At 63.4% G+C, this 15,390-nt stretch carries 9 protein-coding genes; 3 read left to right on the forward strand and 6 right to left on the reverse strand.

The genetic code is table 11. The annotated features are described in order from the left end of the window. Positions 1-91: 91 nt before the first annotated feature. Positions 92-1,573, forward strand: a complete 1,482-nt coding sequence (locus tag LD110_RS05760) for a zinc-dependent metalloprotease (protein ID WP_225497031.1) — start codon at positions 92-94, stop codon at positions 1,571-1,573. Between the two features lie 67 nt (positions 1,574-1,640). On the opposite strand, the gene LD110_RS05765 is transcribed toward LD110_RS05760, so the two are convergent. The 3 genes from LD110_RS05765 to nudC are packed head-to-tail and all read right to left on the reverse strand — an operon-like array spanning position 1,641 to position 5,472. After that, entirely contained in the window at positions 1,641-2,303 is a 663-nt protein-coding gene (locus tag LD110_RS05765; RefSeq protein ID WP_225497033.1) for a M48 family metallopeptidase, read from the reverse strand. Then, positions 2,303-4,459 (reverse strand): ATP-dependent DNA helicase UvrD2, encoded by a 2,157-nt coding sequence (locus tag LD110_RS05770; RefSeq protein ID WP_225497344.1) that lies wholly within the window; start codon positions 4,457-4,459, stop codon positions 2,303-2,305. Before LD110_RS05770 ends, LD110_RS05765 begins: the two co-directional genes overlap by 1 nt. 26 nt (positions 4,460-4,485) lie before the next feature. After that, positions 4,486-5,472, reverse strand: coding sequence for an NAD(+) diphosphatase (gene nudC, locus LD110_RS05775; RefSeq protein ID WP_225497035.1), 987 nt, complete (start codon positions 5,470-5,472; stop codon positions 4,486-4,488). A 152-nt stretch (positions 5,473-5,624) separates the two neighbouring features. Between nudC and LD110_RS05780 the strand changes: the two genes are divergently transcribed. Next, entirely contained in the window at positions 5,625-6,890 is a 1,266-nt protein-coding gene (locus LD110_RS05780) for a macrolide 2'-phosphotransferase (protein ID WP_225497037.1), read from the forward strand. A 43-nt stretch (positions 6,891-6,933) separates the two neighbouring features. On the opposite strand, the gene LD110_RS05785 is transcribed toward LD110_RS05780, so the two are convergent. From LD110_RS05785 to LD110_RS05795, 3 genes are read right to left on the reverse strand one after another with little or no spacing between them, the layout of a single operon-like run. Beyond that, a complete protein-coding gene (locus LD110_RS05785) occupies positions 6,934-10,476 on the reverse strand; it encodes an ATP-dependent DNA helicase (RefSeq protein WP_225497038.1) in 3,543 nt (1,180 codons plus the stop codon). Continuing rightward, positions 10,473-13,946: an ATP-dependent helicase gene (locus LD110_RS05790; protein ID WP_374200304.1), complete on the reverse strand. Its 3,474-nt coding sequence runs from the start codon at positions 13,944-13,946 to the stop codon at positions 10,473-10,475. Before LD110_RS05790 ends, LD110_RS05785 begins: the two co-directional genes overlap by 4 nt. Then, on the reverse strand, positions 13,943-14,359 hold the full coding sequence (locus LD110_RS05795; RefSeq protein ID WP_225497040.1) for an MGMT family protein: 417 nt from the start codon (positions 14,357-14,359) through the stop codon (positions 13,943-13,945). Before LD110_RS05795 ends, LD110_RS05790 begins: the two co-directional genes overlap by 4 nt. Before the next feature lie 74 nt (positions 14,360-14,433). Here LD110_RS05795 and LD110_RS05800 point away from each other — a divergent pair, with 74 nt between their 5' ends. Continuing rightward, entirely contained in the window at positions 14,434-15,141 is a 708-nt protein-coding gene (locus tag LD110_RS05800; protein WP_225497042.1) for a 3'-5' exonuclease, read from the forward strand. Positions 15,142-15,390 lie beyond the last annotated feature (249 nt).

Below are 15,390 nucleotides of genomic sequence, written 5' to 3' on the forward strand. Positions count from 1 at the left end.
GAGCGAACGACTCCACCCCGAGGCAGACAGCCCGATCCGGGCGGGGTACCGTGAAAGTGATCACCAAGGTACAGCGACGATCGGCGGCATCATGACCTCCAACCCCAACCCCCACTCTGACGGCGACGACACGCCGAAGGATCCCCTGGCGGAAATGCTGCAGAACCTCATGGGCGGGCAGGGCATGGGTGACATCGACCCCGCAGAACTGGCCAAGGCTGCCGGACTGCCCAACGACCCGAAGCTTTTGCAGCAGATGTTCGCTCAGGTCCAGGCCATGATGAATGCGCCGTCCGAAGGCCCCGTCAATTGGCAGTTGGCGCATGACAATGCCCGCCGCGTGGCGGCCTCGGAGTCCGATCCGTCCATTACTGCCCACCAGGCCCGAGATGTTGATGAGGCCCTGCGCCTGGCCGAACTCTGGCTGGACAATGTGACCGACCTACCGTCTGCGGGCCTGATCGGGCATGCATGGTCAAGGGCAGAGTGGGTAGAGGCCACGCTGGGTACTTGGAAGCGCCTCACGGAACCCGTCGCCAACAGCATCGCGAAGGCGCTGTCGGAAGCCATGACCGAACAGATGCCGGAAGAGATGAAGTCCATGGTGGGCGGCGCCTCATCCATGTTGCAGAACATGGGTGGCGCCATCTTTGGTATGCAGCTTGGACAGGCAATCGGCGCACTGTCAGCGGATGTTGTCAGCTCTACGGACATCGGCATTCCGCTGGCAGACCTGGAGATGGCGCTGCTGCCAACAAACGTTGCCAAGTTCGGCGAGGGCTTGAGCGTTCCGGAGTCAGACGTTCGACTGTACCTCGCGGTCCGGGAGGCGGCCCACGCACGGCTCTTCGTCCATGTTCCGTGGTTGCGCGGCCATCTGCTTGGAGCGATCGAGGCCTACGCGCGTGGAATCCACATCGATGTCCAGCGCATCGAGGAAGTGGCACGAGACCTCGACCCCAGCAACCCTGAAGGCATCCAGGCTGCCCTCTCACAGGGTGTCTTTATGCCGCAACGCACACCTGCCCAGTCACAGGCGCTGGAGAAGCTTGAGACTGCCCTCGCCTTGGTTGAAGGTTGGGTGGACGAGTTGACCGCCGCCGCCACGGATAATGTCTTGCCGTCGGCAGCGGCGCTGCGCGAGACGGTGCGACGTCGGCGTGCCACCGGTGGACCCGCCGAGCACGCATTTGCCGCACTCGTTGGCCTCGAGCTCCGTCCACGCAGGCTCCGGGAAGCTGCCACCCTGTGGGCAACGCTTAAGGCCGAACGTGGCATCGCGGGCCGGGACGCCATTTGGCAACACCCTGACCTCCTGCCCACGGCCGAGGACCTGGACGACCCGAAGGGCTTTAGCGGCCGTCGCCAACTAGCCGAAGCCAGTGACAGCGAAGTCGACGACGCCCTGCAGCGACTGCTGGATGGAGAATTCGACCAGCCATCGGCGGACAAGAAGGCTGTCGAGGCCGACAAAAAGGATTCACCTGAACCGATCGAGGCCACGGAGCAACAGCACGGTGACGACGAGCCCGACGATTCCTCAGGGGATTCGGGACAGGAGCCCAAGGCCTAGGGCGATTGACTATCAGCCGCGCCAGCGAGGCTTTTTACGGCGCGGCTGACTGTTTTAAGGCTCCGTTCTAGGGCTCTTCGGTGTCCTCGGCGATTGTTTTGTGGAAGTCGTCCGCGAAACCATCCCCCTCCGGCGCGGTGGGAGCCGAGCCCGAAGCTAAACCGCGTGCCGCTGCAAAGGACACACCCTCGAGGAATGCCTTGGCACGTTCCGTTTCAGGATAGGCCTCCAGCAGCCGCCAAAATGCAGGCCCATGTCCGGCTACCAAAAGGTGTGCCAACTCGTGGAGCAGGACGTAGTCAATCACCCACTGCGGCATTGGCCGAAGCTTGTCCGACAAGCGGATGGTCCCATCAGCCGGCGTTGCGGAGCCCCAGCGGGAGTGCTGGTTGCTAACCCAACGCACGGACCGCGGAACGGCCCGGCCGCCGAAGTAACGGTGGGACAGAGTGGCCGCGTGGGCGGCGAGTTCGACATCACCGGTGGCAGGACGCCGTCCTTTGCCGCCGGAGCGGCGTTCGCCTTGGCGTTGGAGCTTTTCCACCATCCGGCGCACCCATTCGGATTCCTGGGCCTTGGTGAAATGTGCCGGGATCGCCACAACAGCCTTGCCGTCCTCCCAAAAAGCAGCCACGGTCCGCCGTCGCCTCGCGGAGCGGCGTACGACGACGGCTGGCCCCGCCGTCGCGCGGGCATAAGGCACGTCATTCCCTTGGCGCTGACCTGCCATTAGCTGCCACCATTTTCAGCCAGGACGGAAAGTACTGCCTCGCCATAGCGCTCCAGTTTGGACGGGCCGACTCCGGCCAGTCGCGACAGTTCTTCCAGGTTCCCGGGCCGCGCCTCGGCAATGGCTGTGAGGGTTGCATCCGTGAATACGACGTAAGCGGGAACGTCGGCGGATTGGGCTTCGTCCCGACGCCACTGTCGGAGTGCCTCAAAGGTCTGTTCCTGGTAGCTGGGCGGGCACTGGCTGCACCGCCCCACCTTGCGCTCGGCTCCGGTGCTCAGCATGCTCCCACACACACGGCACGACGCCGGCGCTGCAGCTTTCCGCTTGACTCCTACGCTCTTCCTGGGACCTGCCGCAGCAGGGGCATCAGGCCTCAGGGAGTCCAGGAATCGCGAAGGCCTGCGGTTGGCGCGCCCACCCGGGGTCCGCGCTGTAGACCAGGATAGGTTTAGTTGCTCGCGCGCACGCGTGATGCCCACGTACAACAGCCGCCGCTCCTCGTCGACGGACTCAGGGGTGTCCGCGAAGGAGATTGGCATCAGCCCCTCGCTCAGGCCGACCAGGAAAACCGCATCCCATTCAAGGCCTTTTGCGGCGTGCAACGAGGCCAGGGTGACGCCTTCCACGGTTGGAGCGTGCTGGGCAACCGAGCGTTCCTGGAGTTCGTTGACGAACTCGGCCAGTGTAAAGGCCTCCCCACGTACTGCCACGAGTTCATCCGCAAGCGCAACCAATGCAGCCAGGGACTCCCAGCGTTCGCGAAGGGCGCCGCCGCTATGCGGAGCTTCATCGCTGTAGCCGAGGGAACGCACGATGTCCCGCACCAGCTGGCCCAAAGGACCCGCATCCGGCCCCTCGACTGCCCGGGTTGCCGCACGCAATTGCAGGATGGCGTCGCGGACCTCCTTGCGCGCGAAGAACCGTTCGCCGCCCCGGAGCTGATAGCCAATGCCCGCGGCGGCGAGCGCCTGTTCGAAGGCTTCAGACTGTCCGTTGGTACGGAACAAGACGGCGATCTCGCTGGCCCGGGTGCCGGCGTCGAGCAATTCCCGGATGCGTCCGGCCACCGCGGCGGCCTCAGCCTCGTCGTCCGGGCATTCCATGAAGCGAGGTTCGGGGCCGGAGGCTCGCTGGGCAACCAGTTTGAGCGGCGCCGCCCAAGCGGCATCCGCGGCGGGGCCGCCGCTGCGCCGGGAGGCAAGCAGCCCATTGGCAAGCTTCACCACCTCAGGAGTGGAACGGTAGTCCCGGACAAGCTTCACCACGTTGGCGGAAGGGTAGCGCCCCCTGAAACGCAACAGATACTCCGGTGTGGCACCGGTAAAGGAATAGATCGTCTGGCTGGCATCACCCACGACGCAAAGTTCCTCGCGGCCACCGAGCCACAGTTCCAGGAGCCGCTGCTGAAGCGGTGACACGTCCTGGTACTCGTCCACCACAAAGTGCCGGTACTGTTCCCGGACCGTGGCGGCTACTTTGGCGTCCTCCTGGAGGATGCCCACAGTAATCAACAAGACGTCTTCGAAGTCGATGACGTTGCGGTCCGTCTTGACGTCCTCGTATGCCTGGAACACCCTCGCAACCGCGGTCAGGTCGAAGCCTCCAGGGGTCCCGCGTCCCTGTGCGTTTTCCAAGTAATTGGCGGGTGTCAGCATTGAAACCTTAGCCCACTCGATTTCGGCGGCAAGGTCACGAATGGAAGCGCGGTCCGTGGAGAGCCGCAGGCGCCGGGCGGCTTCGGCAATCATGGTGGCTTTGTGGTCCAGCAATTGCGGCAGTGCTCCGCCCACGGCCTGTGGCCAGAAGAACTGCAGTTGTCGCAATGCCGCCGCGTGGAAGGTGCGGGCCTGGACGTTTCCTGCACCAAGGTCCCGGAGGCGGCTGCGCATCTCAGCGGCTGCACGGGCAGTGAACGTAACGGCAAGGAGCCGCTGCGGACTGTACACGCCGGTGTGGACTCCGTAGGCGATTCGGTGCGTGATGGCGCGGGTTTTGCCGGTTCCGGCACCGGCAAGTACGCACAGAGGACCAGTCAATGTGCTGGCCACTTCCCTTTGTTCGGCGTCCAGCCCGCCGAGTATCCGCTCTTCCAGGGAAGCGCCAGCCAGCGAACCGGAAGAATCGAGGCCGCTTTGGATAGTGATTCCCTGCATGGCAGGGGCAGCCTGCACGGGAACGCTCATTTGCTCAGGTCCTCGATGATTCCTCCGTACCAGTGCTCAATGAGGGAGCGGGCGATGGAAAGCCGCGTCGAGATGGTGATTTCGCCGTCGAGAACTGCCGACTGCAGTTCCTCCCGGGTGAACCAGCGGGCGCGGGTGACCTCAACGCCGTCAGGGCGAGCTTCGACGTCGTCGGTTGTTGCGGTGAAGCCGAGCATCAGCGAGGCCGGGAACGGCCACGACTGCGATCCGAGGTACTGGCAAGCGGTAACCCTGATGCCAACCTCTTCGAAAATCTCCCGGACGACCGCCTGCTCCAATGACTCCCCGGGCTCGACGAACCCGGCGAGCGTGGAGAAGTTCTTGGCGTCCGCGGGTCCACCACCGCCAAGCAGGATTCGGCCATCCGGGCCGATCACAGTGACGATGATGGCAGGATCCGTGCGGGGGTAGTGCTCAGAGTTGTCCCGCGGACAGCGTCGGACCCAGCCTCCGGCCTCGATATTGGTGGGATGGCCGCACTGGGGACAATGTGTGTGGGTGGCATGCCAATTCGAGATGGCGCTCGATTCCACAAACAGCGCTGTATCGAGTTCATCCAACTGCGTGGCTATTTCCCGGAACCCTATCCAGTCAGCGCTGTCCGGAATGCCCATGCTGCCGGGGGCAAGGGGCTCGTCCAACACGAACAGCACGTGGGGGGTTCCCTCCCGGCCCTCGGAATCGAGCGGCCGTCCGAGGAAGATAGTGGCCGAAGCTGTGATCCCGGCCGCTGTGAGGGCGTTGCGCAGTTCCAAGGCTCCCGTACGCCAAAGCCCGCTGTCGGCAATGAGCGCCCGGCGCTGGGACAGGAGGATGGCATCTGCTTCACCAGAGTCGATGAGGGTCTCAACCATTCCGGGCTTCAACCGCTCCACCGATCCGCGGTCGATGCGGGCCGGGCGTACCGGAAGAACGGTGTCCATCAGGGGAAAAGCAGGGGCCGCAGACTGCGCATGACTCATGTTCCTACCGTACTTACTCACACAGACAAACAACATTTGGAAACCGCCCTATGTGAATTGGATACAGAGCCTCACGCAGGTTTGGATCCTGATCTGGAGACTCGCCGGGGCGCATCGCGGTCTTGGGCCTCGTCCAATCTACCGTTGAACCCGTGAGAAGAACACCAATCGAACTTGCCGCAGTCGCAACCGCGGCGGTGCCGGGCCTGACGCCGACCGCCGTCGCCTCAGCTCCAGACGACCCGGCTGACTTCGATTCGGCCCTCCTGCTTGACGAGGAGGGCAAGCGGTGGAGGGTTCGCGCGCCGAAACACCCGGAAGCCAGCACGCGGCTGGAAACCGAGTTCATGATTCTCCGGGCATTCGCCCCGGCCATTCGCGCCGAATTGCCATTCCAGGTTCCACACGTTGCCGGACAGGTCCGGCAAGGCGCCTTGAGCACGTTCGTTTACTCCAACTTGGCGGGCACAACGCGCAGCATCGAAGAATTGTCGACCGGCAACGACACCTTGGCGCGCGAGATTGGGACTGCCCTCGCAGCGGTTCACGACCTGCCACTGTCCTTGGTAAATAACGCAGACCTGCCAAGCTACACCGCCAACGAATTCCGGCAGCGGAAGCTCAACGAACTGGACCAGGCGGCCACCACAGGAAAAATTCCGCCCGCCCTTCTGCGCCGGTGGGAACACGCCTTGGAGGACGTCACCCTATGGCGTTTCAACCCGTGCGTTGTGCATGGTGACTTGCATGAAGACAACCTGCTCGTGGAAGGGGATTCCGTTACTGCCCTGACCGGCTGGACCGACCTTCGAATCGGAGACCCGGCTGACGACTTGGCCTGGCTCGTGGCTTCAAACGAACAGGGGTTTGTAGACTCCGTTCTCCGGCACTACAAAGAAGCCCGGCGGGAAACGCCCGATCCTCACGTTCTTCGACGCGCGTCCCTCCTGGCTGAATTCGCCCTCGCGCAATACCTGGTCAAGGCGTTGGCGGCAAGCCATACAGAAATGATCGCGGAGGCAGAACAAATGCTGGCCACGCTCGCCGAGGACATCGCGGTCCATGGCGGACAAGCCATCAGCGTTGAACCACTTCCGGCCCCGGCCACCTCAGTTAGTGCGGTGCCACCGGTACCCAGTTCGTCACCCCAGTCCGAAGGTACGCCTCAAACTGCATCCGAGGGATCCGACGGGACTGCGCCGACATCCGATATGGCGCCGGTAACAGTGCCCGCGGTAACGGTGACACCGCTGCCTGTAGCCCCGGTCCCGGCTCCGGACGCCCAAGACCAGGCGGACACGCCCAAAGACGCGGACAGCACAACCAATCCACTGGACAGTGCCTCGACGGACACTATCGCTGTTGTACCGGCGCCGAAGCGGGAAACACCCGAGGAACGGAACTCCCGGGCGGAATAGCTTTCCTCGATGGAGCGCTGGAACCGCATGTGACCGCGACAGCTCAGGGTGCGCCCAGGGCCGCCGACACGATTCCCTCGAGTTCCTCAGCTGTGCCAAGGTCATGCGGCCTGACCACGGCATCGTCGGCAACGTAGTAGAATACTGCGCTGACGTCTTCCAGTGGGACGTCCATGAGCCTAGACCACGCCAGCCTGTACACTGCCAATTGGACGGCCTTGGCCTGGAGCTGCTTGCCTACGGGCTTCCTGCCCGTCTTCCAGTCCACGAGCTCCCAGCCGCCATCTGCGTTCTGGAACACAGCGTCTATGCGTCCGCGCACCACAACGCCACCGATCAGCGTCTCAACCGGGACTTCGACAAAGGCCGGAGCACGGTGCGCCCACTCGCTGGATTTGAATGCGGCCACCATTTGGTCCAGCCCGTAGGCTTCATCAACATGGGCATCGGATCCGGGCGCCTCATCGAGGTCCAACATGCCGGTTGTTCCGTAATACTCCTCCACCCATGAGTGGAATGCCGTGCCTTTCCGCGCGTTCACGCCCGGTTCCCTAGGGACAGGCCTGCGCAGTTGCGAGAGAACCCTTGTTGAGTCCTCGCTCAGCTCAACAAACAGGGAGGCTGAGATGTGCGCTGGAAGGTGGATATCGCGTTGGTCCAAGCGGCGCCTCCGGCGCTGCAGGAGGAGTTCCGCTTCCGCTCGCCAACCTGCCGCTGCTCCGCGGAGGCAGTCCAACGGAACTTGTTCGTCACTTAACTGCTGGGTGGGATCTGCATTTGTCAGCGAATGAATCGCGGCAAGGACGCTGCCCGCCGCGGCGTCCATGGCTCGCCGCCGCCCCGGAACCAGGCGCAGCCTGGCCCCGGTCCTTGGATCAACCGGTCCCTCGAGCGGATCGTACGGGAATACGGCGGATTCCGTTTCAGCCGTCAATGGACTTTCCTGCGGCAGTGATCCCTCGTCAAGGGATTCCGGATGAACCACTGCCTCATTTCCGGTAAGTGGTGTTAGTTCCGCGAGGAAGGGTGACATTTCGCTGATGCCGGAGCGGGAACCGACCCAGGCTGAGCTGGAAGCCCACAGCACGTGCCTTGCCCTCGTATATGCCACGTAGGCAAGCCTGCGTTCCTCGGCTTCGCCATGCTGCTGCACAGCTGATTTGAAATCCTTTTCCGCGTCGAGCCAACCCTTCTGGTCCGGTTGGTCCAAATCCCACTGTGGAAGGTCAGCCTGATCGCCACGCAGCGGCCATGGCAGGGCTGCGGAGCCGCTGCTCCAGCGCGAATCCCGGCTGCTTGGAAAGGACCCAGCGTTCAGCCCTGGGACAAAAACAACGTCCCACTCGAGTCCCTTGGAGGCATGCACGGTCAGCAGTTGCACCGCCTCCGGGTTTGGTTCCGCAGGGGCCATGTCCAGGCCGCCTTCCTCGGCTGCTGCGGCCTCAAGCCACGCCAGGAAAGCTGCGATGTCGATCCTGTGCGCGGTGCGCAAAAAGCCAGCCGCGGCATCATGGAACGCGTCAAGGTTCCGCCTGGCCTGATGGATGCTGACACCGGGCTTGGCGGCAACCTCGATGTCGAGCAGCATCGAGCGCTCAACTTCGCCCAGCAGTGTGGTCAGGTCATCCCCGATAAAACTGCGCAGGGTCCGCAGTTCCTCTGACAATTGCCGGAGTCGTTCCAGGGCCGTAGTGCTAAGCGTCCTTCCCTGTGGAGAGGTCCAACCCATCGATGGTAGAAAGTCGAGTGCCTCCACCAGGCTGGCGTTGTCAGTGATATCGCTGGCGATTGCCTCTTGCGCGTCCGCGGCCGATGGGGCATCGCCGGCACCCCCGGCCACCCCCGCTCTGTCCGCTGCCTGGGCTTCAGTATCAGTGGGCGTGGATCTGCGGGTTCGCTGCGCGGCGAGGAACCGCGACCAATCTCCCAGGGCCATAAGGTCCGCGGGACCAATTCGCCACCTGGCACCGGCAAGTAACCTCATCAGCGCATCGGATCTTCCCGGGTCAGCGATGACTTTGAGAGTGGAGACGAGGTCCACGATTTCCGGGGTATCCAGAAGTCCTCCGAGCCCCACGATTTCATAGGCGATGCCCTGCGCCTCGAATTCCCGGCGGATAGGCTCCATCTGCGCACGTCTCCGGCACAGGACAGCCATTGTATGGCGTCCCTCATGGTTCTTGGCTTCCCTGGCGATCGCGACCGCCTCGTCCTGGTCAGATGCAAAACGCCCGACGACGACGGTGCCGTCGACGGCTACCGGGCTTGGTTGGAGTGGCGGCACCGACGGTTGGCCGTGGTCGCCTTTGAGGCCGGCCGGAGCCTCGCGCCATGAAGACTCATTGAGTGGCCCGGCGATGGTGTTGGCCGCGGCAAGAATATTCCGCCCGTTTCGCCATGCTGTGGTCAGGTATGAAGTCGGTGCCACCGTGTACGCTGCCCGACCGGCCGGATCCGCTGTGTCAGAGGAGACCGTGCCAGCGAAGACCGTGCCAGCGAAGCGGGGATCCTCCACGAGGGCTGGAAATTCGTGCACGAAGTGAAACAACTGGCCGGCCGAGGCACCGCGGAAACCGTAGATCGATTGGTTCGGATCCCCAACGGCGGTGACAGCGTGTCCATCCCCAAAAAGCCTGGAAAAAAGCACCAACTGGGCATGGGACGTGTCTTGGAACTCGTCCAGCAGTACCACTTTGTAGCGCATTCGCTCGGTCTCGGCAGCAATCGGGACTTCCCGGGCAATACGGGCGGCAAGGGCCACAAGGTCACCAAAATCAAGTACACCCCTGGTGCGCTTGGCCTCGGCATATCGTGCAACCATCTCTGCCACACTCGCCCGCGTGCGCAGCATGCCCCGAAGGTCCTTTGCAGACTGCGTGGCGTTTTTGGCCGCGCCTGCCACGTAGGGCAGTGCATCAAACTCGGCGATACGCTCGTTCAGCCACTGCCGAACTTCCGCAGGTTCACGAAGATGCTCGGCGCACTCGCCCGACAACTGGATGACAGCGTTGACCAGCGTGGACTTCGCCGCAGTGAAGTGTTCATAGTCTCCGTCGAACGCCTCCACCACCTCGCTGGCTATCTGCCACGACTGGGCTCCCCCCAGCAGAACAACGTCCCGCTCCACGCCGATCCTGAGCCCATAATCGGAGACGATGCCACTGGCATAGGAGTGGTAAGTGGAGACTTTGGGCTCCAGATCGTCCGCGTCCTCCGCCCAATCCGGGAAATCCTCCGGACGTGCGGCAGCTAGTTTCTGAAGTGACGTGAGCTTCGTCCGGATGCGGCTGGCCAGTTCGCCGGCCGCCTTGCGGGTGAAAGTAACCCCTAGGACTTCCTCCGGCCGGACCCACCCGTTTGCCACCAGCCACACAACGCGATCCGCCATGGTGGCCGTCTTTCCGGAGCCCGCTCCAGCGATCACCAGCCGAGGTGTTAGCGGTGACGAGATGATGGCGGACTGCTCCGCGGTGGGGCTGTGGCTCTCCCCCAACAGCTCGGCCAGTTCTTCCGGAGTGAACCGGGGCTCTGGAACTCCAGTTGCGTCGGAACCAAGAACAGCCGGCGCCAGCGTCTGGGACGTCATTCGGTGACCTGCTTTCCACGTGCACAAAGCGGACATATGTCGGGCAGCCGGCAGCCTCGCCCGCCGTGGGATCCCTGACCCGGCTGGTGCCGGGCCTCGAAACTTGCAGCGGACATTAGGACAGAAGCCTCTGTGACCAGTTCCAGGGCCCAGTTGTCCCCCGGGGACAGTGCTTCCTGCTGCTGCACGCCCGGTCCCTTTGCAGAGGTGCCCAATTGGGCAAGGACGGCACCGCCCGGCGTCGACGGTGAAGCGCCCTGACCGAATGCCCCAAGGAGCACGGCAGCCTGGTACGCACCCAACTGGGGGTGCTGCGCAAGTTCAGCTTTCCCGGGCTGCCTTCGTCCTGTCTTCAGGTCCACGATCACCAGGCGGCCCTCGGCATCGATCTCCAGGCGGTCGACCTGGCCCCGGAGCACGGCTTGGCGCGCGGCAGCCTCGTTGGACTCGGCAGTGTCCGCGATGGAGCCTTCGTCCGGGAAAGGCTCGCGTGGTGCGGGACTCGAGGTCGTTTCCCCCGGCGACGGCACGGCCGGAAGGGGAACATCGGGAAGTCGGACGGCGAAGTCCTGTTCGACGCCGATCAGGCTGCGCCCCTCGCTGCGCATAAGCACAATGTATTGGGCAAGTTTCCTGACCATGGCCTCCGCCCGACGAAAATCGAGTTTGCCCTCCCAGGTGTCCTTCATACCGAGCGAAGGCCACCGTCTGAGGAGTTCGGCCACGTATTCAGCCCCCGAGGCCTCCGGAAAGTCCTGGGCAATACTGTGTACCAAGGTGCCAAGGCTACGGGCAAAGTCGGTGGCAGCCTCACCTCCGGCTGCCTGTACGAACCAGTCGAGGGGGCTTTTGTGCACGGTCTCCACTTTGGAAGGTGACACAGCAACAGTGCCGCCTGCAGGCACCACCGGCCCCTCGCTGCTCAAGGGCATGAGCCCCCACCAAGACTCCGGGTGGGCACCAGGAACGGGAGGAACGCTATTGGCCAAAGTGGCAAGTACACGGGCCGCTTCCCGGGATTCCGGCGTGGACTCACCTGAGCCATCTGACTGAAGATGCGGTTCCTGAACGTGCTGGCGAAGCTCAGCCACCAGGGAACGCAGGGTCATTGGTCTTCCGGCGTGGGTGTATTCCCGGCTGCCCGAATGAGGTTCGGGAGGAGCCGCGTAATCAAGGAAAGGTGACGGTTGCTGGTCCTCGGAGGATACTGCGGTGCAAATCAAGGTGTTCTTGGCCCGGGAAATCGAAGATGAGAAGCTGCGCAGCTCATCATGTCTGATATCCCTAATACGGCTAAGCGGCCCACGCTGTTTGGCGAACTCGACGCCGTGCTCCACGGCATCCGCGAACATGGTGCTGCCCAGCAGTTCCCCACGCAGCCGCGTATTGGGCCACACGCCTTCCTGCAACCCCGCAATAATCACCAGTTCCCACTCGCGGCCGGCGGCGCTGGCCGGCGTCATGATTTCAACTGCCTCTTCCAGCTGTGCCCGTGCGGCGAGTGTGTCCATGGGAAGCTCCTGGTTCAGGAGGTAGTCGAGGAACTGCTCGGCACCAGAGCCGGGAAGTTGGTCCACGAAGCGCTCCGCGGCGTGGAAAAGTGCCATCATCGCATCCAGGTCCCGGTCCGCGCGCGCTCCAGCCGAACCGCCGTCGAGGGCGAGGTTTCTCCAACGACCAGCAAGTCCGGAAGCATCCCACAAAGCCCAGAGGACGGACTCCGCATTGGCACCAGGACGTTCAAAAGCAGCCCGGCCGGCTTGGATCATCCGGGCAATGCGCCGGGCTGAGCTGCCCTCGATGCCAAGCGTTGCCAAGGCGCCCGGCGCAAGGAGTGCCTCAACCACGAGGACGTCACTGCTGCGCCCGCCCCCGCCAAGGAGTTCTTCCCGGCGCAGGGATTGGCGCAACCTGCGCATCTCAATGGCAGTTGCGCCGCCCAAGCGGGAAGTGAGTAAGGACACCGCGGTCTCCGCGGTCAGCGACGATGGGTCGAAGACTACGCCCAACAAATCCAAGAGCGGGCGGACTGCCACCTCGTCCCTGACTGCGGTGTCCGCCACTGGGACGCGCACGGGAATGCTCTGGCCTTCTAGGTACCTCTGGAGCTGGGCCAGTTGCCCGCCGTTTCGGACGATCACGGCGATATCGGATAGGCCGAGGCCGCCTTTGAGGTGCGCTTCGAGGATGCGTTGTGCGACGTAGCGGAGTTCGTGCATGGGCGACGGGAAAACATGGCCCTCAACTGACCCCTCCGCCGCGGCAGGCTGCCCTTCGGAGCCCACGGAGCCTTGATCCAAGCGCCGTGACATGACTGAACCGTTCCTCTGTGGAATCCGGCCTGCCACGGCGAGCCACGCCTGTGCGACGGCGTCGGAGAGTCTGTGGGAACGGGCAAGGGGCATGACCCGTGGTCTTGTCACGGCACGGGTATGTTCCCCCGGCGCTGCGGCAATGAGGGCTCCCTCGTTCTGTGCCCCTGGATGGTGTTGGTTCGAGAGGAGTCGCGGCAAATCGGCTACAAGGTCCGGCCGTGCGCCCCTGAACCCCTGAACCACCGAATCCGGGCAAGCGGTGACAATGCAATCCTTGCCGGACGCAACGTCAGCCAAGAGCTCAAAAACTGCGGGGTTGGCCTCCTGGATGTCATCCACAAGAATCAGTTCAAGGCGATCCCGCTCAGCCTCCAGGAATTCCGGAGCATCCTGGAAGATGTGCCTCGCCGCAGTGATGATGCCTGCCGGATCAAAGGCTTCCGGCATCCGGAGATCCAAAACGTCGCGATATTCCGCAAACAACGCCGCGGCAGGATGCCACTCGGGCCTTTGGCACTGGGACGCGAGCCACCGAAGGTCTTGGGCCGTCCGGCCGCTTTCGGTGATGCGATCGAAGAGTTCGCGCACTTCCTGCCGAAATCCCCTGGTGCCCAACGCGGCAGAAAAGTCCGCTGGCCACGGCAGCGATCGTCCTGGCGCGACGTGACCCTCCAGCAGTTCCTTAATAATCAGGTCCTGCTCGGGACCTGACAGCAGTTTGGGCTGGCGGGCGAGCGGAAGTATCCCCTCAGCTTTGGCGCGCCGAATCAGGTCGAAAGCATATGAGGCCCAGGTGCGGGCCGGCGTCGTACTTAATGTCCGCCCTAGCCGCACGGTGAAAGCGTCCCGCATGGCGGCAGCGGCAAGGCGCCCAGGTGCCAGGAAAAGGACCCGTCCGGGATCGACTCCATCGCGTTCCACACGACGAACAGCGGCCTCAACAAGCAGGGTGGATTTACCGGTGCCTGGCGCCCCGGGGACGATGATGGGCCCGGAACCGCGGGCTAGACGTGCGACTGCGTTCTGGTCCGCCGTGAGGACGGGTATTCCACGCTGGGACTGCACAGGAGGGAGGAGGCGAAGCGTCCGCTGGGCGGCATCTGCAGGGTTGGCTTCTGTGTCCGTCTTTTCTTGGGCAGTCTCGGCTGGAATCACACAGACATTCCATCATCGGCCACTGACAATCTATGGAGGTGACGCTCCAACTGGTCGGAAATCACATCGATGACATCGAAATCACCCTCGGTGGGCGCCCAGCGGGCCTTGCCCAGGTCCACCCGCCAGCGGCCTTCGCCTGTGCGCAGGAACCGCTCATGGTCGCCGCGTAATGGCGTGTGCTCAGTGACGTAATGACGCAGTGCCTCGGGCTCATGACCCGGCGGGGCCTCGCCACTGGCCTTCAGGACCCGCCACCACGGCACTCCACTGCCGTAGCGGCTCATGACAGCACCAACCTGCCTCGGTCCCCCGGCGCCGAGCAATTCAGCAACGTCGCCGTAGGACACTGCTGTGCCTGGCGGTATGAGGTCGACGACGCCTAGGACCGCTGTGACGTACTCCATCCTCATGTGGACCAGCCTAGTCTTGCGCCACGCTGGGCCGGCATCCCGGAAGTGTCGGGCCCCGCCGGTAGCGTGACAGCATGAGCACCTGGAATTCCCTCCCCCGAGCCGCCTTCGACCTGGAAACGACGGGACGCAACTCCCGCTCAGCGAGGATCGTCACAGCGTCCATATCGGTCGTTGACCACTTCGGGGAGATTGTCACGGAGCACGAATGGCTCGCCGATCCGGGTGTGGAGATTCCCGCTGAAGCAAGCGAGGTCCACGGGATCACCACTGAAAAGGCCCGCAGTGAGGGGCGGCCGGCCGCGGAGGTCACGCGGGAAGTCGCCACGGTGCTCCAGGGACTGTTCGACGACGGCGTGCCGGTTATTGCATTCAACGCCAGTTATGACTTCACGGTCCTGGCGGCGGAATCTGCGCGTTACGGTGTCCCGCAGCTCACAAGGTTTCCGGTCCTGGACCCGTACATCATGAACAAGCAGGTGGACCGCTATCGCAAAGGCAAGCGGACGCTCACGGCACTATGCGAGGAGTATGGGGTCACACTGGACAATGCCCACACCTCCGCTGCTGACGCCCTGGCCACGTTGCGTGTCCTCGATGCCATGGCTGGCCGCTTCCCGACCCTGCACATGCCGGCGTCCAAGTTGCACCAACTACAGGTCGACTGGGCGGCAGCACAAGCCGCGGACTTCCAGGCATATCTGCGGCGCTCCAAACCAACGGCGGTCATTGAAGGTGATTGGCCCGTCCTTCCGCCCGAGGAAGTTCGAGGCGAGTTCTGAGGGTTCATTCAGCCACGGTGCAGCCGGTCGTCACAAAACCCAAACCGTGATGAGGCTCACAAATGACCCCATTCGCGGTTTGACGATGGCACACATATGACAAGAGTGCGACATATTTCACATTCCCTGCGGCCTTCGAGGCCCTCGGATCAATCAAGCAGTCGTTCTTGAAGAAGACTGATTGAGATCATATTAGTTCCCGTGATGGCCGCAGGAGCGAAGATTGTTCGGATTTTAGGCAACCATCGC

Source organism: Arthrobacter sp. M4 (genome assembly GCF_020251205.1).
Lineage (GTDB): Bacteria > Actinomycetota > Actinomycetes > Actinomycetales > Micrococcaceae > Arthrobacter.

Coding starts and splice junctions, on each gene's coding strand:
- LD110_RS05760 (WP_225497031.1), top strand. CDS start 92: ATGACCTCCAACCCCAACCCCCACTCTGACGGCGACGACACGCCGAAG.
- LD110_RS05800 (WP_225497042.1), top strand. CDS start 14,434: ATGAGCACCTGGAATTCCCTCCCCCGAGCCGCCTTCGACCTGGAAACG.
- LD110_RS05795 (WP_225497040.1), bottom strand. CDS start 14,359: ATGAGGATGGAGTACGTCACAGCGGTCCTAGGCGTCGTCGACCTCATA.
- LD110_RS05770 (WP_225497344.1), bottom strand. CDS start 4,459: ATGCAGGGAATCACTATCCAAAGCGGCCTCGATTCTTCCGGTTCGCTG.
- LD110_RS05785 (WP_225497038.1), bottom strand. CDS start 10,476: ATGACGTCCCAGACGCTGGCGCCGGCTGTTCTTGGTTCCGACGCAACT.
- nudC (WP_225497035.1), bottom strand. CDS start 5,472: ATGAGTCATGCGCAGTCTGCGGCCCCTGCTTTTCCCCTGATGGACACC.
- LD110_RS05765 (WP_225497033.1), bottom strand. CDS start 2,303: ATGGCAGGTCAGCGCCAAGGGAATGACGTGCCTTATGCCCGCGCGACG.